The sequence below is a fragment of the Cerasicoccus maritimus genome (assembly GCA_031296935.1).
In the GTDB taxonomy this organism is placed as follows: Bacteria; Verrucomicrobiota; Verrucomicrobiia; order Opitutales; family Cerasicoccaceae; genus Cerasicoccus; species Cerasicoccus maritimus.
The window spans coordinates 42,299-63,220 of record JAVDPD010000019.1; the positions used below are offsets into that span (position 1 = coordinate 42,299).

16 protein-coding genes are annotated in these 20,922 nt (G+C 58.5%); 5 read left to right on the forward strand and 11 right to left on the reverse strand.

Features of this window, described 5'->3' with window-relative positions; genetic code table 11:
* Positions 1-5 precede the first annotated feature (5 nt).
* From RBB62_RS12730 to RBB62_RS12745, 4 genes are read right to left on the reverse strand one after another with little or no spacing between them, the layout of a single operon-like run.
* The gene (locus RBB62_RS12730) at positions 6-1,208 is read right to left on the reverse strand and encodes a multidrug effflux MFS transporter (RefSeq protein WP_309399281.1); all 1,203 of its coding nucleotides are present in this window, start codon (positions 1,206-1,208) and stop codon (positions 6-8) included.
* Entirely contained in the window at positions 1,205-2,452 is a 1,248-nt protein-coding gene (locus RBB62_RS12735) for an efflux RND transporter periplasmic adaptor subunit (RefSeq protein ID WP_309399282.1), read from the reverse strand. The genes RBB62_RS12730 and RBB62_RS12735 overlap by 4 nt, the downstream gene beginning before the upstream one ends.
* Positions 2,453-2,457: 5 nt before the next feature.
* Positions 2,458-3,954 (reverse strand): efflux transporter outer membrane subunit, encoded by a 1,497-nt coding sequence (locus RBB62_RS12740; protein ID WP_309399283.1) that lies wholly within the window; start codon positions 3,952-3,954, stop codon positions 2,458-2,460.
* Complete coding sequence (locus RBB62_RS12745) at positions 3,947-4,594, reverse strand: TetR/AcrR family transcriptional regulator (RefSeq protein ID WP_309399284.1); 648 nt, start codon at positions 4,592-4,594, stop codon at positions 3,947-3,949. Before RBB62_RS12745 ends, RBB62_RS12740 begins: the two co-directional genes overlap by 8 nt.
* 276 nt (positions 4,595-4,870) lie before the next feature.
* Here RBB62_RS12745 and RBB62_RS12750 point away from each other — a divergent pair, with 276 nt between their 5' ends.
* Both RBB62_RS12750 and RBB62_RS12755 read left to right on the forward strand, forming a co-directional pair.
* Entirely contained in the window at positions 4,871-6,601 is a 1,731-nt protein-coding gene (locus RBB62_RS12750; protein ID WP_309399285.1) for a sensor histidine kinase, read from the forward strand.
* A 303-nt stretch (positions 6,602-6,904) separates the two neighbouring features.
* Positions 6,905-8,215 carry an acetylxylan esterase gene (locus RBB62_RS12755; RefSeq protein WP_309399286.1) on the forward strand — a complete coding sequence of 437 codons (1,311 nt, stop codon included), beginning with the start codon at positions 6,905-6,907 and terminating at the stop codon, positions 8,213-8,215.
* A 103-nt stretch (positions 8,216-8,318) separates the two neighbouring features.
* On the opposite strand, the gene RBB62_RS12760 is transcribed toward RBB62_RS12755, so the two are convergent.
* Positions 8,319-9,161 carry a helix-turn-helix domain-containing protein gene (locus tag RBB62_RS12760; RefSeq protein ID WP_309399287.1) on the reverse strand — a complete coding sequence of 281 codons (843 nt, stop codon included), beginning with the start codon at positions 9,159-9,161 and terminating at the stop codon, positions 8,319-8,321.
* A gap of 74 nt (positions 9,162-9,235) precedes the next feature.
* Here RBB62_RS12760 and RBB62_RS12765 point away from each other — a divergent pair, with 74 nt between their 5' ends.
* Complete coding sequence (locus RBB62_RS12765) at positions 9,236-12,259, forward strand: alpha-mannosidase (RefSeq protein ID WP_309399288.1); 3,024 nt, start codon at positions 9,236-9,238, stop codon at positions 12,257-12,259.
* 112 nt (positions 12,260-12,371) lie between these two features.
* Here the strand turns inward: RBB62_RS12765 and RBB62_RS12770 are convergent, their stop codons facing one another.
* The 4 genes from RBB62_RS12770 to purD all read right to left on the reverse strand — a co-directional run bounded on the left by RBB62_RS12770 (position 12,372) and on the right by purD (position 15,798).
* Positions 12,372-13,472, reverse strand: coding sequence for a hypothetical protein (locus RBB62_RS12770; RefSeq protein WP_309399290.1), 1,101 nt, complete (start codon positions 13,470-13,472; stop codon positions 12,372-12,374).
* A 34-nt stretch (positions 13,473-13,506) separates the two neighbouring features.
* On the reverse strand, positions 13,507-13,953 hold the full coding sequence (rpiB, locus tag RBB62_RS12775) for a ribose 5-phosphate isomerase B (protein WP_309399291.1): 447 nt from the start codon (positions 13,951-13,953) through the stop codon (positions 13,507-13,509).
* Between the two features lie 3 nt (positions 13,954-13,956).
* On the reverse strand, positions 13,957-14,451 hold the full coding sequence (locus RBB62_RS12780; protein ID WP_309399292.1) for an arsenate reductase/protein-tyrosine-phosphatase family protein: 495 nt from the start codon (positions 14,449-14,451) through the stop codon (positions 13,957-13,959).
* 69 nt (positions 14,452-14,520) lie between these two features.
* Complete coding sequence (gene purD, locus RBB62_RS12785; RefSeq protein WP_309399293.1) at positions 14,521-15,798, reverse strand: phosphoribosylamine--glycine ligase; 1,278 nt, start codon at positions 15,796-15,798, stop codon at positions 14,521-14,523.
* Positions 15,799-15,953: 155 nt separating this feature from the next.
* Between purD and RBB62_RS12790 the strand changes: the two genes are divergently transcribed.
* Complete coding sequence (locus RBB62_RS12790; RefSeq protein ID WP_309399294.1) at positions 15,954-17,270, forward strand: sulfatase family protein; 1,317 nt, start codon at positions 15,954-15,956, stop codon at positions 17,268-17,270.
* A 212-nt stretch (positions 17,271-17,482) separates the two neighbouring features.
* Here RBB62_RS12790 and RBB62_RS12795 read toward each other — a convergent pair whose 3' ends face one another.
* Together RBB62_RS12795 and RBB62_RS12800 are read right to left on the reverse strand one after the other, a co-directional pair.
* Positions 17,483-18,325, reverse strand: coding sequence for an Fpg/Nei family DNA glycosylase (locus RBB62_RS12795; RefSeq protein ID WP_309399295.1), 843 nt, complete (start codon positions 18,323-18,325; stop codon positions 17,483-17,485).
* A gap of 115 nt (positions 18,326-18,440) precedes the next feature.
* Positions 18,441-20,435 carry a SulP family inorganic anion transporter gene (locus RBB62_RS12800; RefSeq protein ID WP_309399296.1) on the reverse strand — a complete coding sequence of 665 codons (1,995 nt, stop codon included), beginning with the start codon at positions 20,433-20,435 and terminating at the stop codon, positions 18,441-18,443.
* A gap of 166 nt (positions 20,436-20,601) precedes the next feature.
* On the opposite strand from RBB62_RS12800, the gene RBB62_RS12805 reads away from it, so the two are divergent.
* Entirely contained in the window at positions 20,602-20,913 is a 312-nt protein-coding gene (locus RBB62_RS12805) for a molecular chaperone DnaJ (protein ID WP_309399297.1), read from the forward strand.
* Positions 20,914-20,922: the final 9 nt, after the last annotated feature.

Genomic DNA, 20,922 nt, shown 5'->3' on the forward strand with positions numbered 1-20,922 from the left:
TATGCTTAGGCGGCTTGATGTGCGGGCGTGAATTGCAAGCGACGTTGGATGAATGGCCAGCCGAGTAATACGGCACCGGGCATTAACAGCATTAAGAAACCGAGCGCGACGATGGGGCATGACCAGCCTCCAGTGGTGAAGGCCATGCAAATGGCGCCCGCCATGAATTGCGTGAAGATGATCGTGGAGGAAGCCGCGCCGATGTCGCGGTCGACTTGCTCGAGCACGAGGTGGTTGGTCAGCGGGCGGCTGACGCCGGTGAAGAACCCGAAAATGCTCATGCCGATGACAAAGGCTGCGACGTGCAGCGAGCCAATCGAAAGCAGCACAATGCTGGCGAGGACGCAGCCGATCAGACTGGATTGAATCAAGGTGCGATCACTGTAGACCTTGAGCAGGCGCGTGCAGATGAATGCGCCGACCATTGAGCTCATCGGCACAGCGGCAAAGAGCAGTGCGAAAGTAGCTTCACTCAAATGAAAGTGCTCGATATAAACCACACTGGCGATGCCCACGTAGCCCAGAACCGGAGCCGCAATGAGCGTCATGCTGAAGTTGGCGATGACGAAATTGCGGTTCTGCGAAAGGCGGACAAAGCGGTTGAGCGCTTTGAGTGCGCCGCCGGTTTCGCGAGTTGTTGAACTCTCTTCAAAGTAGAACCAGGATAGCACGAGCATGCTGGCGCTGTAAGCGGCGAGGAGCGCAAAGATGGTCTGCCAGGGCGCGTAGTGCATGATGAAGGCACCGACCGACGGCGCAGCCATCGGCGCGACCATGAGGATGATGCCCAACCAAGCGAGTAGCTTTTGCCGGGCGTGCCCTTCAAAATTATCGCGGCAGTAGGCCATCGTCATGGAGGACGGAGCCGCTGCGGCAATGCCTTGCAGGACGCGGAAGACGATCAACTGAACAGGTCCCGTCGCCATGGCGCACAGAGCCGAGGCCAACGCAAACAGCGCGAGCCCGCCCAGCATGATTGGTCGGCGGCCCCAGCGGTCGGACAGCGATCCGAACACCAGCAAGCTGATGCTGAACGCGACGAACCATAGGACGAGTGACAGGTTAATGATGTTCGTGGGCGCGGACCAGGTTTCAGCCAAGTGCGGAATGGCGACCAAATACATATCGGTCGACAAAGGCGGCATCGCGCTCAGCGCCGCGAGAAAGATCACGCGGCCTTTACTGGGTTCGTTTGTAGTATGACTCATGAATCGCCTCCATTGCTTTCGGTGGGCAGCGCAGCCGACAGCACGTTGCCATCCTCGTCAGCGACGACGAGGCTCAGGCCGGGGGTCGGCATTGCCAGGTTGCTGAGGACGAGGCGCTCGCCGTCGGCCAAACCTTGGTCGACAATCACGAACTCGTCGCCTTGCCACACTGGTGTGATGGGGCGGATTTCAAGCTGATCGTTGGCGGCAGCCAACCACACGCGTCCTCCATCGCGGAAGGCTTCGCGGGGCAGGCTGTAGATATCGTTCATCTCGCGGCCGAGGATTTCGACACGTAAGTAGTCGCCGAGAAGTAGTGGTGGCTGGCCGGCGTTCTCGGCCTTGAGTGAAAGCGGGTCATCGATGGCGATGATCACGCGGGCCATGCGGCCGTCGGGATCGAGGTCGCCGAGGAGCGAAATGATTTTGCCAATGCGGAACTCGGACTTGCTGGCGGTCGGGTAAACGCGGGCCGTGCTGCCCGTGTCTTGATCGCTTGCCGGGACGGTGAGCCATTGGAGCTGAGACTTCGGCACCGCAGCGCGAATCCAATAAGTGTCGGTGCCAGCGAGGCTGGCGACTTCGCTTTGCGGCGAAACGTAAGAGCCGAGGTCGACGCCTTTCTCCAGCACAATCGCGTTGAACGGCGCGGTGATGCGTGTGCGGGCCAAGTCGGTCTGGGCCTGTTCGAGGGCGGCTTGCGCCATGGAGACTTGTGCTTCGGCATACTTCAACTGCGGCTGTCGCAGAGCCAGCGAGGAATCAACGCCCGCGACTTCACTGGCTTCTTGAATGAGCTCCCACTCGCGCTTGGCGATGGTCTGGTTGCCTGCCTCGATCGCCATGTCGCTCATGACGGAGTCGAGCGTGGCTTGGGCGCTGGCGAGTGCGGTCTGGTAATCGCGGTCGTCAATTTTAACGATGAACTGGCCTTTGGCGATGTGGTTGCCCTCCGAGAAATCGGGCCCAAGCTCGGTGACTTCGCCGCTGACTTGTGAGCTGAGCGAAATGGAACGCATCGGGATCACGCTGCCCATCGCGCTGACAATGATCTGCTCGTTCGTGCGTTCCAGTGGGCGGACCTTGACATTGGCCTGCATCGGCGCCGGCGGTTTGCGGGTGGCCTTCGGGCCTGTCTCGATCAGGACGACGCAGACTGCGGCGCAGACGCCGATGATGGCGACGATTGCAATGGTGCGACGCCAGGGAAAACGTTTCTTAGTGGTGGAAGGTTGGTCGGACATGGCAGTTAATTTTCGGAAGTCGTGGTTTCTTGAGCGTCGTCGTTTTCGAGCAGCTCGGCAAAGACGGGCACGAGCGGGATCGTGTCTTCGGGCGAAAGAATGGGCTCGGGTTGCGGGTTGGTCAGCGGTATGTCGCCACCGAGCGCGAGGTGCAGATCGATGCGGGATTGCAGTAAGTCGGCGAGCAGAGCAATGCGCTCACGTTGCAGGGATTGGAGCGAAGAAAGGGAGGACGTGACGTCTAGGTAGTTCGTGAGGCCGCTGAGGTAGCGTGATTGCGCCTCGGTGAACTCCTGCTGCGCGGCGTCCATCTGGCGGTCCATCGCTGCAAGCTCGGCGTAATACCACTGCTCCTTAACCAGTGCGTCGCGCACTTCCTTGTAGGCGGTAAGGACCGTCGTGCGGTATTGCAAGAGCGACTGCTTGGCTAGGGCGAGCTGGCGCTCGACTTCGGCCTGACGTTGACCTGCGTCGAAGAGCGGCTGCGCAAGACCGGCCAGGAACGAGGCGGACCAACTGTCGAACAAATCGGCAAAGGCGCCAGCGGTCGTGGTGGCGTCGACGCTCAAGGTGACCTTGGGCAAACGGTCGGCGCGGGCTTCGGCTACGTTCCACTCGGCGGAGTTGAGCGTCTCATAAGCGGCGCGGACATCCGGGCGCTGAAGCAGGAGTTCGGACGGCGCACCCGTGGTGGGGGCAGGGGGCATGGTCGGCATGCTAAGGCTGTCCACGGCGAACTCCCAGTCGGCCGGCTGGCCGAGGAGCAACGCGAGCTGATGCTGATAGAGTCGGATTTGCCGCTCCACTTGCGGGACGATGGTCTCCGCGCTGGCGAGGAGCTGCTTCTGTTGATAAACATCCAAGGCGCTGGCCTGGCCGTTGCCAAACCGCAGCAGAACCAACTCCAGTTGCGTGCGGTTGGTCGCGACCTGTTGCTCAAGCAGGCGCATGCCGTCGGCCAGCGCGAGGATGTTCAGCCAGGATCCCGCCACATCGCCGCTGAGGGTGAGGGCGGTTGCCTGGACATCAAATTGACTTACATTGACGAGCGATTGGGCGCTCTCGGCTTGGGCGCGAATGCGGCCCCACAGGTCGACCTCGTAGCCGACGCCCGCGCCGAGGGTCCATTGCTCCGTGGAGCCGGTGCGCGTGGAATTCCCTTCGTAGCCTTTGCTCCAGCTAGCCGTGCCGTCGACGGTAGGGTATTGGCCGACGCCACTGATCACGGCTTGCGCCTGCGCGGCGCGAAGGCGGGCCCAGGCTTCGGCGAGGTCGAGGTTGTCCGCGAGCGCCTGGTCTTCGAGGTCGTTCAAATCCGGGCGCTCAAACGAGGTCCACCAGGTCGTTTCGCTAGCCGCGTCGGTCACGCTGTCGTGCGTGACGCCGTAGCTCTCAGGCAAGGCTTGCGGCGAGGACGCACTGGGCGTTTGCGCCGTGTATTGGCAACCGGTCAAAACGCCGAGTGCCAGGGCTGCAGAAAGAGTGAGGAGTTTATTACACACGGGCTGCGATCTCCGCTTGTTTGTGGTGTAGGCCAGCCAGCGCAAAGCCTACAGTGTGTTGGATCACATGCTCAATGTTGGGCGGCTCCTTGCGTAATTTGCGCTGGAGCATTTGCCGAATTGAGCGGCTGAAATTGAAAAACTGGAACAACGCCACGATGGAAAGGTGGCTGAGTATGAGGTCCTCTTCGGTGGCTTTGGGACCGAGTATTTCGCGGACGATGCCGATGATGATGTCGCGCTCTTTTGCCACGAGGTCGCGTAAAATGGTTTCGAGGGCCTCGGTCGGTTCGGCCATTTCCTTGACCATCATTTTAGGGAAGAGACTGCCTTCGGATTCGTCAAAAATGCGTCGACAGGCGGCAGACAGGAACTGGCGCAGGCGCTCTTCGGGGGGCAGGGATTCGTCGCAGGGGAGGGGGAATTTGGCGCTGGCAATTTCGAGCGCGTGCTTGAGGCTGCTTTCATAGAGCTCATATTTGCCGCCAAAGTGATAGCTGACCGCGGCCTGGTTGGCCTCGGCTTCGTGGCAGATGTCAGCCACGCGCGCCTGGCGGTAACCTTGGGCAGCAAAATGCTCCGCCGCGACCTTGAGCAGGCGTTCGCAGGTTTCCTCCGACTTCTTGGTTTTGATGGTCATCACTCCGTCAAACAACCATATTAAACGAAAGTTTCAAATGGATATTTGAAAAATATTTGAAATACTTCGATAGCGATGTCCTTTGGACGCTAAAATTACTAGAGTGCTCTAATTTTATTCAGAGTTAATAAGTCTTAGATTGTTAGAGACTTAGATCATTTTTAAACGCTTTAAGTATGATTTGTGGTTAATATGTGGGTTGATATCTGAGAGGCTTTACTTCATGCCGTCTCAATGACCGGGTTTGCCAGATACCGTTTGGTATGGATTGTATGCATGCTTTTGCTGATTGGTTTTTTGACCAATAGCATCAGTAGCTACTATGTATCTCGCGCCAATGTGCGTGAGACGATTACTGAAAGTTCGTTGCCCTTGACTTCGGACAACATCTATTCGGTCATTCAGCGGGATCTCCTGCAGCCAACCTTTATCTCGTCGATGATGGCCAATGACGCCTTTCTGCGTGATTGGGCGATCTCGGGCGAGCAGGATCCGGATCAGTTGCGCCGCTATTTGGACGAAATTCGCCGAGAATACGGAACCGTGACGAGCTTTTTTGTCTCGGAGGAATCGCGCACCTACTACTATTGGGGCGGGATTTTGAAACAGGTGGATGAGCAAGAGCCGCGCGATGTTTGGTATTTCCGTGTCCGTGAAATCGATGAGCCATTTGAGATCAATGTCGATGTCGATATGGCCAACAACGACGCCTTAACCGTCTTTGTGAATTACCGCGTTTACGATTACGAACAGAACTTCATTGGTGTTACGGGCACTGGGCTCACCGTGAACCGCGTTAACGCCATGATTGAGGACTACGAGGCTCGCTTCAATCGAGAGATTTTCTTTGTCGGCGCTGATGGTCGTATCGTGTTGAGTCCGAGTAACAGCCGACTGGCGGCGTTTGACAACGTGTCTGAGATACCGGGACTTGCTGCTCAGGTCGGTGGTTTGCTGGCAACGCAGGAGGAGTGTAAGCTGAGCTATCAGCGGGACGGCAAAACGTATTTCCTCAACAGTCGATGGGTGCCGGAACTGCATTGGTATTTGATGGTCGAACAATCAGAGGACGAGCTGCTTTCGCCCCTGCGTAATACGTTAACGTTTAACATCTTCCTGGCGTTGGTCATCACGGTCATTGTGTCGGGTATGTGCATTTCTGCGATTGGTTTGCACCAAAAGCGGCTACAGGTGCGCAATGAAGAGCTCTCCTCGAAGAATGTGGAAATCGAAAGGCAGAAGCATGAGCTTGAGCTGTCTGCCCAAGAGCTGGCCGACGCCAATGCCGCATTGTCCATGGTGAATCGCGAGAAGGACGACTTTTTGGGGATTGTTGCGCATGACTTGCGTGGGCCCTTGAGTAATATTTTTGGTTTAGCCGATTTGATGAAAGACGGGCTGCGCGGAGACGATACTCAGGCCCGTGAGCTTCTGAGCGATATTCGAAAGTGTGGTAAGCAGATGCTGGAGTTGATTGGTGACTTGCTTGATGTTAGTTCGATTGAGAGCTTCCACGGGCCGGTGGAGTTGGAGCCCTGTCCGTGGAATCGCTTGGCGGTGGATGTGCAGGAGCGTTTTCAAGCTCGGGCTGCGGCGAAGCGCATCGAGCTTGTATTACACTTGGATAAGTGCGCCGAGCAGGGAATCCTCACGCGCAGTAAGTGGATGGATATTTGCCTGAATAACCTCGTGAACAACGCGATCAAATACGCACCGCAGGGCAGTCAAGTGACGATCGAAACAGCTGTCACGCCGAATGAGGAATTTGAATTGCGCGTGCGCGACGCGGGACCCGGGATTCCGGAAGGCGAGCGCGAATTGCTCTTCCAAAAATTTCGTCCACTTTCTTCTCGCCCGAGCGGTGGCGAACACTCCAGCGGCCTCGGCCTCTACATCGTCCGCAAAATGTGCCAACGGCTCGGCGCTACAGTTGAATTGGAAGAGACGAAGGGGCAGGGGTGCTGCTTTGTGATCCGGCATCCACGCTACACTACGACACGGATTTAGCGGATCAGCGCAGTTTCTAGGTGATAAAGCTTCAAGCTCACATCGGTGCAGACGGCATGCTACACCTCCATTTGCCCGTAAAAACGTCTGATGCACGCCCAGTCAATTTGGATAACCGGAATACTAGAGATAACATGAAGTTGCCGGGTTGAGCAAGTGCTGGACCCGGCAACTTCATGTTATCTCTAGCTTGGAGATCGGCACAATTTTGCTGGGTGCACTGTTTCTGATCCTACATCACTTCAGCAGTTTACAATTTTTGTTGAAGTTGGTGAGGTGAGGTTGCTCAATGGTGATATGCATGTGCCCTTAAAGAAAACCCTGTTGGCAACGCTTGGCTTGACGGCCATTTATTCCTCGCTCTGGGCGGCTGAATTTAAGATCCGAACGGACCGTGAGGATGGCATTTATCAGCCGGGTGAAAGCGTCATTTGGTCGATTGAGACCGTGAATTTGGAGGAGGGTGAGGCAGCGCCCAAGTCTGCGCACTATCGCATTTTACTCAATGGCTTGGACGAGTGGTTTAGCGGCGAGATTCCACTGGATTCACAGGGAAAGGCCTCGATCAGCGGTACTAAGCAGGAGCCCGGGACGCTGCTACTGAAGCTACAGTCAGGCGACGTGAAGGGTAATTCCGGTGCGGCGTTTTCGCCAAAAGAACTGGCACCCAGTATCGAGCGACCGGCGGACTTTGATGAATTTTGGGCGTCTAAAAAGGCAATGGCCGACTCCGTGGCGCTTAATCCTGTCTTAATTCCCGAAGAATCGACCAAGGACGGTGTTGAGCTTTGGCAAGTGACGTTGGACAACATCAACGACACCAAGGTCCGTGGTCAATTGGCAAGGCCGGAGAAGGCTGAGGGCAAATTACCGGCGCTGCTCATTGTGCAATGGGCGGGGGTCTATCCGCTGCAAAAGCCCTGGGCTTGTAATCGTGCAGCTGACGGCTGGCTGACGCTGAACATTCTTGCGCATGATCTGCCGGTTTACGAAAACAAGGAGTTTTACGCCCAGAAGTCCAAAGGGCCGCTGAAAGGTTACACTGCGCAGGGCAACGACGATCGTGAAACGAGTTACTTCTTGCGCATGTATTTGAGCTGCTATCAGGCGGTTCGCTATCTACAGGAGCGTGATGACTGGGATGGGGAAATCCTGGTTGTCGTCGGCTCGAGCCAAGGCGGCATGCAAACGCTGGTTACGGCGGCGTTGTGTAATGATGTAGTCACGGCGGCCCTGGCCAAGATTCCAGCGGGCTGCGATCTCAATGGACCAATGGCAGGCCGCGCGCCGGGTTGGCCCAACTGGTATAACGCGGTGGAAAACAAGGATAAGACCGCAGTGCGCAAGGCGGCCGAATATTATGATGTCGTCAATTTCAGCTCGCTAATCGAGTGCCCAACGCTCATCGGCTTGGGCTTGGCGGATATCACTTGCCCGCCGAGTGGTGTTTTTGCTGTCGCCAACGAAATCGAAGGCCCGGTCGAGCTTGTATCGATGCCGTCGGCCGGCCATAAATCGACCAAGGTGAATCCGCACAAGCCATTTTATGTGGTTGAAAGCCTCTGGCTCAATACGCTTCGCGAGGGGGGGAATCCTCTCACATCGCAGCAATAGATCTCGAAGTCCCCTTTAATCGGATGCCCTAAAAACTGCTCTAAATTGGGCTTGCCCTATAGTGTGGGATTCTTGCCTGCATCCAATAATTAGTGAGGGCTTTCTAGGGGAAGCTAGGGATACCGTTTTTAAGGCGATGTTGGCGTGGGGTGGTGTTGAGCTGTTGCTTGAAGACTTTGTAGAAGTGGCCCAGGTTTTCGTAGCCGCATTCGTGCGCGATATCGACGATTTCTTTCGTCGTGGTTTCAAGCTGGATGCTCGCCCATTGGATGCGCGCGCGATTGACGATGTCGCGCGGGGTGGTGTTGAGCAGTCGTCGACAATCACGGCTCACGTGCTCGTGGCTACGCCCAGCAATGCGGACAAACTCCGGGACACCGCCCACGAAATACGGCCAGGACTCAATCTTGCGCACCGCGCGGATCAGCCACTCGGGGCCTTGCGGGATTTGCGCTTGGTTGTTCACGTGGTTGGCGAGCATAGAGAGTGAGCCGTGGAGAAAGGCGGCTGCGTTGCCCGTGGTTAACCGACCTGCGGCGAGATCTGTGCCTAGGTGGCGGAGGCGTTCGCGCTCATCGAGGCCGATTTGATATTCGCGATCGGCGATGTCGGGCTGGTCGAAGAAAACTGGTTTGCCCGGGAAGAACGTATCGCGAATTTGATACCATAGGCGGGAGGGGAAGGCGAAGTTGATAAGGCTGGTGCGCCCATCGGTATCCCACGCCGAAAACCCGTGGATATCGTCGTGGCGGATCAGGGCGAGGTAGCCCGTTTCCATCAGGCGTGACTGCTCATTGATCGCGTGCTTGCCGCGCCCTCCCTCAATCCAGAAGAATTCATGGTAGTCTTGGCTATGCAAGTGCGGATGTCCCGTAAACTGATAGTCCCAGACTTCATACGTGCAGCCGTAAGCTTTAGGCCAGTCATGCGTGGAAAGATGACGCATCAAGTCAGCGTAAAAAATTACCTTGGCGGCGCAAGATATGTTTTGCGGAATCTGATAAGCTATCTACCATCGATATGCTTCCGAAACATCACCTCCCCCAACTGATCCCCAATCGTGTTAACGCGGCTGCTCAAAGGCTGGAAAACGCCATCTGGGCGAACCAGCGTCCGCTCCAAGTTGAGGCCTCGAAGCCCTCGCCAAAGCAGGTGACACTGGCCGAGGCCAAGAGCCTGAAAATGACCAAGGCACCGCGGGCGTCGTTTTGGGGCAAACTCTTCGACCAGCGTTGGTGCCGTGTGATTCTGGATGAGCCGACAGATGACAACAGCTGGTTGATCTGGCGCGATCAGGGGGAGGCGACGCTTTACGTGAACGACGAGCCGCATTTCGGCTTCAACGTGGCCCACCGCTACTGCCGTTTGCCCAAGGGAGCGACTGAGCTGTGGGTTCAGTCGAGCTGCATTCAAAGCGCAATCTGGCACCCGGAAGCAGCGGGCATGGGCGAGAAGGGCAGCTACTTTGAAGGTGCCACGCTGGCGGCTCGCGACTACGAAGCCTGGGATGCCTACCACGACATGAAGTGCCTCGTGGACTTGGCGATGGATCAACGTGTTCGCGAAAATCCGCTCATTCCACCGCTCAGCGGGGCTGGCCTCCAGCCGGTGGTCGACAGCTATTCGCCGGCCTACCGCAAGCTGCTCGCGGGCATGGATGCCGCCGTCGATGCGCTCGACCAAAAGGGCGTTGCCGCGATGCGCAAATGCTTGGCCGACGTTTACGCGAGCCTCAAGGCCGACAAGACTTTTGCCCGTTGCGTGCTGACTGGTCACGCGCACCTGGACCTCGTCTGGATTTGGCCTGAGCGCATGGGCGAACTCAAGGCGGTTAACTTGTTCGCCACGGCCGACCGTCTGATGGACGAGTATCCTGAATACCGCTTTGCCTACAGTCAGCCCGCAAGTTATGAGGTAATTGCCCGCCGCGAGCCCGGTCTCTACCAGCGCACGTTGAAGCGCATTGAGTCCGGCCAATGGCAGGCCACCGGTGCCATGTATGTGGAGTCGGACACGCTGATTGCCTGCGGCGAAGCACTTGCCCGCAGCTTTGTGCTCGGTCAAAAGGGCTTTGTGGAAATCATTGGCGAGCCGTCCAAGCTGACCTGGCTGCCCGACGTCTTCGGCTACTCGGCCTGCATGCCGCAGATTATGCAGCAGACCGGCGTGGACTATTTCTTCACCACCAAGATGACATGGAATGCGATCAACCGCTTCCCCCACAGCAGCTTCATCTGGAAGGGCAACGACGGCTCGGAAGTCCTCGCGCACGTGACGCAGGATTCCGGTTACGTGACCCAAATGGAGATCAGCCACGTGAAGGCGCCGATGAACGCCAACCAGCAGGCGGCGATCTTCGATAGCTTCCTGCTGCCGACCGGCTACGGCGACGGCGGAGGTGGCGCCACGGACTCCATGCTCGAGCGCGCGCGTCGCCTCGGCAATCTGCCGGGCATGCCGTCGATCGAGTGGGATCAGCCTGAGAATTTCTTTGATCAACTGAGCGGCGTTCGCGACCAGTTGCCGACCCACCAGGGCGAGTGTTATTTGGAATACCATCGCGGCACTTACACGACGCATGGCAACCTGAAGGCCAGCTTCCGCGGCCTCGAGCGTGCAATGCAAGTCGCCGAATCAGTCTCGGCCGTCACGGGTAAAACCTGGGAAATGGAAACCGCGTGGAAGCGCCTCGTGTTCGCGCAGTTCCACGACTACATTCCGGGCAGCTCGGTGTGGGACGTTTATTTGGAAGGCCTGCCGGAGCTCGATGGCCACGCCGCCGAGCAACTCGCCGCCGCCGGTAAGGCGCTGGCGGGTAAGGGCACCGACTGCCTCTTCAACCCGCACGCCGTGGAGGTCCGCCGTTGGGTGGATGTCGCTGGCCAGCCTGCTTACGTCAGCCTGCCGCCGGTGAGTGGCAAGCCTGTTGCTGAAGCCGTGATCGAGTCGCCGGAAGCAGTGACTGTGAAGGGCAAGACTGCGAGCAACGGCCTCGTTGAGATTCACCTGAATGCCGCTGGCTGGGTGGATCGCCTGAGCTGGGAAGGCGTCGATGTGCCGCTAAGCGCGCCGTTGGGGCAACTGGAAATTTATGCCGATGTCGCGGCGAATTTCGAAGCGTGGGACATCGACCGCCACGTGCTTTCGCTGGGCGAAATTTGCCGCAATAAGCCGACCGTGACGACGGTGGAAGCAGGCGTCCGCGCCGGCTTTGCCGTGACCCGCAAGGTCGGCCAAGCTAGCGAAGCCACGGTGACCTTCTTGCTCGAGCCGGGCAGCCCGCTGGTCGACATTCGCGTGGACCTGGATTGGCAGGAGCCGGAGTGCTTGATCAAGCTGCTCATTCCCACGGAATACGCCGCCGCCAACGCCCGCTTTGGCTCGCCGTTCGGTAGCGTGCTGCGTCCGCAGTTGGCCAGTGGCATGTTGGCCGAAGCCATGTGGGAGTTGCCGTTTAGCCGCTACCTGGCTGTCTTCGACGAAGGCGAGCGCGAAGGCATGTTTGTCGTGACAGAGTCGAAATACGGTGCCACGGTGCGCGATGGCGTGATCGGCCTGAGCCTCGTGCGCAGCCCGAAGGTGACCGGTTATGATCGTGGCCACGGCAATGCTTGGCCTGCACATTTGACGCGTCTCAAGGACCTGCCGACGTGCAGTGACATGGGCCAGCATTCGATCGAGCTGAGCATCGGCCGTTACGACTCCGCTTTGCCGCGTGAGCGTCAGCCCGCGATGCTCGCGGACACGCTCTTCACTGCGCCAGTGGCCTACCAAGGTAAGGCGTTGCCGAGCTGCCTGGAGTCGATTACTGGCGGTGAAACACTCATTCCCGCGTGGGTCAAGCCGTCGAAGCAAGGCGGCTGGCTGGTGCGTTTGCATGAGGCATCGGGCCAACGCGGCGTCGCGGAATTCCAGTTCAGCGAAGACGTGAAGCTGTTCAAAACGGACATCATCGAAAGCGGCGTCGGCGAGGCGCTCAGTGGTGCCAAGGTGCGTTTCAAGCCCTACGAAATCGTCACGTTGCGCATTGAGCCGTTGACGTAAGCGACGCGGCAAATTGGAAGCCTGTGAGCGAAAACCCAATGCGGCTGGTGCGGAAAAGCACTCGGTCCAGACATTCTGTGCGCGGGTAATTGGCTTACAGGAATTCCTCCGCCTATAGTAGGTGCAGCGGCTTGCCGTCGCACTTGAAGAAGGGATACAGCGCGGGGTTTTTCAGCCCGAAGCGTTGGGTGATGGCGCGGATGCGCTCGATGGTTGGCTCGGTCGTGTTGAAGAGGAGGAGGTCGACGTAGGTGGAATTGTGGCCCATGGCGCCGCCGAGGATTTCACCCGCGTGGTCGGCTGTGAGCGCTTCATCGATGGCGGCTTCGAGGCCGCCGCGAAGGGTGTCTTCCTCGCCCTTGGGCAGGGAATCCGTGTCGAAGGCCAGAAAGGTGAATTGCGCGCCGGTGCCGGCAATAGGGTCTTCGGCGATACGGCCGCCCTCGCTCAGGAACTCGTTGATGAGCGGGCGATGCCGGGTGCTGCCGACGAGGGTGTCGGACCGGATAAAGCTGTTGTCCGGCGCGGGGAGGCGGTAGGTGGAGTAGATGCCGCGGGCATCGGGGGCTTCCCAGTTTTGGCAGATGGACTCGACCTCTTCGCGCAGCTCGTGGATGGGGACGGATTTGGCGAGCTTGTCGTTGCTGATGTGGATGTCGCCAATATGGTTTTCCACGGCGTCCTCGCCGAGGGCCTCGTCGAGCAGGATGAAAATGATTTGATAGGCGGCATTTTCGGGCAGCTCGCTGAAGCAGGGGTGCCACGCCGAGAGGTTGATCAGCTGGGTGTCGCGCTGAGGGTGGAGCGTGACCCAGATTTCCTCCGCGCTGATTTTTTGGCCGGCGATTTCCAACTGAATACCGCCATGAAAGTCGGGCGAGGGCTGGCGGCTGGCATAAAAAGTCCACCCGGGTAGCTCAGGTGCCTGGGCGAGCCAGAAGTTGGTGAGCAAACGCCTGTGTGGGTTGCCCTCTGGTGACAAGGTGAAGGAGTGTCCACCTTTTTTCTCGGGGCCGGGGCCGAAAACCCAAGCCAAGCCGGGCAGGAGCTCTGCCATTTTCGCGCTGACTTCGTCGCTGAGGTCGGCGCAGCTCCCCGCGTCGATGGTCTGAGTAAAGCGCTCGGCCTGCGCTGCATACCACGCCCAAAACTGCGCAACGCGCTGGTTGAACGGGGGGATGACTGGCGCTTGGGATTTGCGACGAAAAAACATGACGCCGTTTCTATCGACCGATTAGGAAAAATGCTTATCGTTCATCTTCAATGGCAGTAATCTTATTGAGACGGCGTTCGTGGCGTTCGCCACCTGAAAACTCAGTGGCCAGGAAGATACGTGTCATCTTGGAGGCCATGTAGGGCGTGTCGTATTTCTGGCCGAAGCAGATGATGTTGGCGTTATTGTGGAGGCGGCAGAATTCGGCGGCGTCTTCGTTGTGGCAGACTGCCGCGCGTATGCCGTGGACCTTGTTGGCACTGATGCTGATGCCGATGCCCGTCGTGCAAATAAGCACGCCGTAGTCGGCCGCGCGGCTGGTGACGTCCTTGGCCACGGCTTCGCCGAAGTCCGGGTAGTCGACGCTGTCGTGGCCATTGGCACCGCGGTCAATGACTTCATGGCCATCTTCCTGGAGTGTGGCGACAAGCGCGGTTTTCAGGTCGTAGCCGCCGTGGTCGGATCCGATGGAAATCTTCATAAGTTAGGATTGGAGGTAGCGCGGGTATTCCTCGCGCAGAAATGTGAGGAGGCTGGGAATGGCCTCGACCATAGAGTCGCGGCAAAGCTCGTAGGCGTCCAGGTCGCGGCCGAAAGGGTCGGGGATCTCAATGGAGGCGTCTGGCGGCATGAGCTCGCGGAACAAATACAGGTGCCGCGGGATGTGCTCGAAATGCACCTCAATTAGCGCGCGGTGGGTCTGTGTCATGCAGAACACGGCAAATGCGCGGTTGAGCATTTCCTGGCTGATCTGCTGGCTCTTGTGGTCGCGCAGATCCAAGCCCACGGTGCTGAGCGCCTTAACTGAGTTGAGCGAGGCGGCGTCGCCCGTGTAAGCTGAGACGCCAGCTGAGACGACCTTGAGCTGGTTGACCGGACTTTCTTCGGCGGCCAGACCATGCGCAAGCAGGCGTTCGCCCATCGGGCTACGGCAGATGTTTGCAGTGCAAACGATGATGATTTGGTCGCGCTCTGACATAGTTATTTTCGTTATAACACGGGCTGATGGCCTTGCACTAAAAAACTAGAGCCGCCGCTAAAAAGGACTTTATCCTTCGCGGGCGAGTTGGCGCCAGGCGATGTCGCGGCGGTAGAAGGCGTTCTTCCACTTCACCTGTTCGACCACCTTATAGACGTCTTCCTTGGCCTGCTGGAGGGTGGGGGCGTTGGCCACCACGCCGAGCACGCGACCGCCGGCGGTCAGGATTTCGCCAGCCTCGTTCTTCACCGTGCCAGCGTGGACGATCGACACGTTGTCCGGCAGCTCAGCCGGGAAAGAGATCACGTCGCCCTTGTGGTAGGCGTCAGGGTAACCACCGGCGGCCATGACGACGATCATCGAATACTCGTCCTTCACGCGGACCGACTCGGGCTTGAGCTCACCGCGGGCGCAGTCGAGGATCAGTTGAACGGGGTCTTGCTCCAGCAGCGGCAGGAGGATCTGGCACTCGGGGTCGCCAAAGCGGACGTTGAACTCGACCACCTTGGGCTGGCCATCGGGCAGCACCATGATGCCGATGTAAAGCGTGCCGCGGTAGTCGATGCCGTCGGCCTTGAGAGCCTTGAGCGTCGGCAGGATGATTTCCTCGCGGACCTTCTTTTCGACGGCCTCGTCAACCACGGCTGCGGGAGCGTAGGCACCCATGCCGCCGGTGTTGAGGCCGGTGTCGCCTTCGCCCACGCGCTTGTGGTCCTGGCTGGCTGGCAGCATCACGTAGTCTTCGCCGGAGACCATCAGCATGATGGAGGCTTCCTCGCCGTCCATGAACTCCTCGATGAGAATTTCGCGCCCGGCGGCGCCAAAGGCGTTCTGGATGAGCATATCCTTGGCGACTGCCTGGGCTTGCTCGAAAGTTTGGCAGATCAGCACGCCTTTGCCCGCGGCGAGGCCGTTGGCCTTGATGACGATCGGGTAGTCGACGTTACTCAGGTAGTTGACCGACTTGGTGTAGTCAGTAAATTTCTCGCCCCAGGCGGTGGGGATCTTGTTGTTGATCAGGAAGTCCTTGGTGAAGGTCTTGCTGGCCTCCAGACGGGCGCCATCGAGGTTTGGGCCATAGACGTCAAAACCGGCGGCGCGCAGGGCGTCGGATGCGCCGACGGCAAGCGGGGCCTCGGGGCCGACAATCACCAGATCGGCCGCAACTTCCTTGGCCAAGGCCACGATTGCCTCGGAGTCGTTCACATCGACGGGGCGGCAATCGGCGTCCATCGCCATGCCGCCATTGCCGGGCGCGGCAATGATTTCGTCCACCAGGGGGCTTTTCTTGCAGGCGATGACCAGCGAGTGCTCACGACCACCAGAACCAATGACCAAAACTTTCATGGGGCTGAACAAACACACCTCGCGCGTGGGATGAAAGGAAAAAGCGCAAACTTCTCGTTTTGGCGGTGCTCATTCCATTAGTATGAACCTGTTCCATAAAATTCTCCTGCTAAGCGGCTGGACATATTCTCCGGCATTTTCCTAACTGGATAGCCATGAAGAAGCCCAACGTCATCTGGTTTGTCTGTGATCAAATGCGTGGCCAAGCCACGGGTTACAATGGCGACCCGAACGTCTTTACCCCCAATCTCGACAACATGGCCATTTGCGGCGCTGCCTTTAGCCAGGCCGTCTCGGGCTACCCGCTTTGCTGTCCCTTTCGCGCTACGATGCTCACTGGGCGCTACGCGCACAACCACTCGGTTAAGATTCACGAGGACAAGCTGGAGCCGTCCTATCAGACATTGGCCGATACATTTAATGAGAATGGCTATGAGACCATCTACCTCGGCAAGTGGCACTTGGCCGGCTTTAAGCAACGCGAAGGGCGCGTCTCGCTGATGACCGTTCCCCGGGAAGACCGTTTCCGCTTTGATACCTGGATCGGCTACGAAAACAATAATAGCCAGTGGGACTGCCACCTCCACGGCCACGAGGGCGACACCGAGATCCCGCATTTCAAGCTGATTGATTACGAGACCGATGCCCTGACCGACATGGCCTTGGAGCGCATCAAGGCGCGCAAGGATTCCGACAAACCGTTCTTCATGGTGGTGTCGGTCCAGCCGCCGCATGTGCCGTGCCTCGCGCCGCCGGAGCATCGCCACTACCAGGCGCAGCAGCTGGAGCTGCGTCCCAACGTGTCGGCGAAGCACGAGGAGCAGGCCCGCTTCGACCTCTCCGGCTACTACGCCCAGATTGAGAATATCGACCACAACGTCGGCCGCATCATGGAGCTGTTGCGCACCGAGGAAATGATCGACGACACGCACCTGATGTTCTTCTCCGACCACGGCGACCAGATGGGCAGCCAGGGGGCCTTTGGCAAATGCGTGCCCTACGAGGAGTCGGCCCGCGTGCCCTTCCTGATGGGCGGCGGGCAGCCGATGAATTACTACGGGCGCGCCGGTAAAAACGATTGCCTGATGAACCATGTGGACATCGCCCCGACCACGCTTGGCCTTTGCGGCATCGCCACGCCGGACTGGATGGAAGGCTTCGATTACTCGCATCGCCGCACCGGAGTCGACTTCGCCGACCGCGTTCACCAAGAGCCCGACAGCGCCTTCCTGCAGCTAATTGGCGACCGTGAATCCGGCTATGCCTGGCGTTGCGTGGTCACCCGTGACGGGTGGAAATATGCAGCCGTGAAAAGCGGCCACTGGCTCATGTATAATCTCAACGAGGACCCCTACGAGCAAACGAACCTCGCGTTCAATACTTGGTATCACCAAAAGCGCTGCGAGCTCAAGGCGCTACTCCAAGATTGGATTACCAAAACCGGCGACGACTTCCCCCTCCCAGCCGACTAGGCAACGTGCCGTTGCATCCATAGATTGGCGCATTGCGCCAATAGCCAATCAAGGACTCTGAGATAGCGCGGATCGTCTCGCCCCGCAGTTTCATCCGCTCGCCTGTGTTGTTTTAGTCAGATGAGAATCGGTATACAGGCGAGACGCCCGTGCTACGCCAATACACACCGCCTCCACGATACATCGCTAAGCCATTTGCCCACCGGGCAAAACTATGGGTGCAGCGGCACGCTGCCGCTGGGTTGGCAGAGGGGGCAGAAGCAGCTGGTGCGGCCGCCGACTGCTTTGCGTTGCAAAGCTTCGCCGTCTTTGGGGCAATGGCCGCCATCCCTCCAGCGGTGCCAAAAGAGCCAGCTCTCGGGGATGTTGACATTCATGTCGGGCGGCAGTTCGCCACCAGCGCCGGCAATGCAACGCATGGCGTCGGCTGCGACTTCGCGAACATTGCGATACAAAGTAATGCGCTGCGCGGCGGTGAGTTGGCCGCATTTGGTTTCGGGGAAAACCTGCGCGCGCCAGAGTATCTCGTCGGCCATCCAGTTACCGATGCCGGGGAAGCGTTCCTGCATCAGCAGCACGGCTTTGATCGGCGACTTTGCACGCCGGGCGAGAAAGGCGTCCATGACTTCCTGCGTGAAGGCGTCGGATAAAACCGGCGGCGGAAAATCGGTCCACCATTGGGGCGGCTCTTTGCCAATGTGCAGCTTGAGTAGGCCAAATTGACGCGGGTCGCGAAAGATGAGCGTGCGCTTCGCCTGCCGCAAAACGAAGTGGTCCCACTTGGCCCGCTCGACTTGCTTTGCATCGCAAAGTAACTTCCCTGTCATACCAAGATGCAGGCCCAACCAGCGTCCGCCAGAGAACTCAAAAAGCATTTGCTTGGCCTGCGCGTAGGAGGCCTTGAGCGTGGCGCCGGTCAAGGCGTTGATGACCACTGTGGCGGCTGACTCGCGGTAGATGCGCGCCTTGGGGTTGGCTTCGATGGCTTGAACTTTGCCGCCGATACCGGGGTCCCATTGCTGGCGGAAATATTCGACTTCGGCGAGTTCAGGCATGGCGTGAGAAAGGCAAAATTATAAATTCTAAATGCAAAATAATGTGGCTCAACTTCGCATCTTTTGAATTTTGCATTTATAATTTTGAATTGTAAGCTTTGCATCGCAAAGTTGATTATTCCTCTCCGACTTTCTTGCGCTTGTTGGGGTTGACGTAGATTTTGATGTCGACCTCTTGGTCGCCGAGAATCTCCTGGGCGCGGCCGAGGGCGAGTGCGGTGGAGAGGGTGGCGTTGGCGTGGTTGTCAGGGAAGACGTTCTTCGGGTTGAGCGTGTCCATGATGCCGGAGTTGGTCAGCGTGCGCATGCATTCCTCGCGGCATTCGCTAAGGATGAGGATGCGGTCGCGCTCATTCATGTAGCCCACTAGCTCCTCAATCGCCATGGCGGAGGTGGCGTCGAGGTGGCGCGCGTTGCGCATTTTAAGGACGACTATTTTCAGGTTTTCGCGCTCGGAGACGCGGCGCATTTGCTCGTCAAAAATTTCGGCAGCGCCAAAGAAGAGGTCGCCTTCCACGTGGACAATTGAGATCTCGGCATTCTGTGGCTTGTCCTTGTCTTCCATTTGCGAGAGGCCGCCTTCGTCGTCGAAGCCAAACTCCGAAAGCTCGGGCGTGGCGGCCTTACGCAGAAAGAGGATAATGCTCAGCGCGGCTCCGAGATAGATCGCAGTATCGAGGGGGATCAGCAGGCCTGCGATGCACGTCGTGTAAAAGACGGCGGCGTCACTGCGGGTGGCCTTGGTGACGATCTTGATCGCGTGGCGGTTGAAGAGACCGATGCCGATGAAGATGACGAGCACCGCTAGCACGGACTGCGGGATATACATGATCAGCGGTCCGAGGATGAAGGCGCCGGCGGCGACCATGAGGCCGTTCATTAGCGAGGCAAGCGGCGTGCGCCCGCCACTGCTCCACGAGAGCTGGGAACGCGTCAGCGAGCCCGAGGCTGGCATGCCGCCAAAGAAACCGGAGGCAATATTGGCTGCGCCGATGGAAAACATTTCCTGGTTGCCATCGAGTTTTTCGCCCGAGCGCGCGGCGAGGCTTTTGCCGATGCTGGTGCCTTCGAGGACGCAGAGCAGGGCGAGGGCGAGGGCCACGTTGGCGAGCTGCGCGATGGAGTCGAAATCGATGCTGGGCATCGTGATGGGCCAATTGCTGGCGTCGATGGGCTGGAGCCAGCGGATGTCGGAGCCTGACCATATACGCTCTTCCTCGGGGCGCTGTTGGTCGGCCATGACTTCGAGCGGAAATTCGTCTGCACGCGGGGGAATGGACTCGGGCGAGAGAATTTCCTCCTTCATCTCTTCCTCGACGATTGCGCTCTGCATGGTCATCAGCTGGGCATGGCGCTCGAAGCTGAATTCCGGGTTGAGCGTCTTGGTCGCGAGCACGGCGATGCCGGATACGACCAGCATCGTGATGGCGACGTTGGGCAGCGTCTTGAATTTCTTTTGCAGCGCGACGAACAGGATGGCCGTTATGGCGCTGAGCGTGGCGGACTCCAGATGGAGCTCGGGCAGGTGCTGGCAGGTGACGATCAGCTTTTCAAAAAACGTCGTGGCGCGCTCTTTTTCATCGGGGGTAAAAGTGATGCCGAGCGCGTTCTTGGCCTGGCCGACGATGATCAGCAGCGAGGCCGCCGTGATGTAGCCGGTGACGACCGTGCGCGAAATGTATTGGATCACGTTGGCCACACGCAGGTAGGCGCCGACGACCATGAAGCCGCCAATCATCACGAGGAGCAGGGGCAGCATCGCCGCGCGCGCCTCTTCGTTGATGATCGAGAGCGCCGCCATCGCCGAAGCAAAAGTGACAGAGGTGGCGTTCGTTGGCCCCAACGTGATGAAGCGCGAGCCTGCGAAAAACGACGCAACAATCGCCGCCACCGCCGAGCCGTAAATTCCGTATTGAATCGGTAGCCCGGCGATCAGCGCGTAGGCCATGCCTTGCGGAAAGGCCAGCAGCGCGACATTGAGCCCGGCGCGAAAGTCGCAGCCCGCCGTCTTCGCGTTGTATCCGCGCACGTGCTTGCGAAGCGGGAAAAAGTCCAGCTGGTTAGCTTGCTTCAGCCAGCGTAGCGTAGATTTCAGGCGTTCGGCGTTCAAGCCTTTACCCAAAGGCTAAATCAATCGAGTGAAAAGTCTTTTTTGAAACTAGTTTCGAGTGGCGAGTTGGGGGTTGCGAGTTGGGAGTGGGGTTGCTTTCTTCGCGGAATGGGAGTTAAGCGTTTCTTAACTCGCAACTCGCCCCTCATAACTCGAAACTGTTTTCATGAATAACCGCTCGGACATTTTTAAAGAAAAGGTCGCCAAAGACCCGAACAACAGCCTCTTCCGCTACAGCCTCGGACAGGCGCTCTTTGACGAGAAGCAATACGCCGATGCGCAGGAGCACTTGCAGTTCTGTGCGGACAGTCGCGAGGACTGGATGATGCCGCGCATTTTGCTGGGCAAGGCCTTGCTCGAAGCTGGCGATACCGAGGCCGCAAAGCCGGTCCTGGCTGACGCGCTACAGTTGGCTGTCGACCAAAATCACGACGACCCCGCCGCCGAGCTGCGCGAGATCCTGGCTGACTTGGCCTAGGAGAATTTC

Coding starts and splice junctions, on each gene's coding strand:
- RBB62_RS12730 (WP_309399281.1), bottom strand. CDS start 1,208: ATGAGTCATACTACAAACGAACCCAGTAAAGGCCGCGTGATCTTTCTC.
- RBB62_RS12735 (WP_309399282.1), bottom strand. CDS start 2,452: ATGTCCGACCAACCTTCCACCACTAAGAAACGTTTTCCCTGGCGTCGC.
- RBB62_RS12745 (WP_309399284.1), bottom strand. CDS start 4,594: ATGACCATCAAAACCAAGAAGTCGGAGGAAACCTGCGAACGCCTGCTC.
- RBB62_RS12750 (WP_309399285.1), top strand. CDS start 4,871: ATGCTTTTGCTGATTGGTTTTTTGACCAATAGCATCAGTAGCTACTAT.
- RBB62_RS12760 (WP_309399287.1), bottom strand. CDS start 9,161: ATGCGTCATCTTTCCACGCATGACTGGCCTAAAGCTTACGGCTGCACG.
- RBB62_RS12765 (WP_309399288.1), top strand. CDS start 9,236: ATGCTTCCGAAACATCACCTCCCCCAACTGATCCCCAATCGTGTTAAC.
- RBB62_RS12770 (WP_309399290.1), bottom strand. CDS start 13,472: ATGTTTTTTCGTCGCAAATCCCAAGCGCCAGTCATCCCCCCGTTCAAC.
- rpiB (WP_309399291.1), bottom strand. CDS start 13,953: ATGAAGATTTCCATCGGATCCGACCACGGCGGCTACGACCTGAAAACC.
- RBB62_RS12780 (WP_309399292.1), bottom strand. CDS start 14,451: ATGTCAGAGCGCGACCAAATCATCATCGTTTGCACTGCAAACATCTGC.
- purD (WP_309399293.1), bottom strand. CDS start 15,798: ATGAAAGTTTTGGTCATTGGTTCTGGTGGTCGTGAGCACTCGCTGGTC.
- RBB62_RS12790 (WP_309399294.1), top strand. CDS start 15,954: ATGAAGAAGCCCAACGTCATCTGGTTTGTCTGTGATCAAATGCGTGGC.
- RBB62_RS12795 (WP_309399295.1), bottom strand. CDS start 18,325: ATGCCTGAACTCGCCGAAGTCGAATATTTCCGCCAGCAATGGGACCCC.
- RBB62_RS12805 (WP_309399297.1), top strand. CDS start 20,602: ATGAATAACCGCTCGGACATTTTTAAAGAAAAGGTCGCCAAAGACCCG.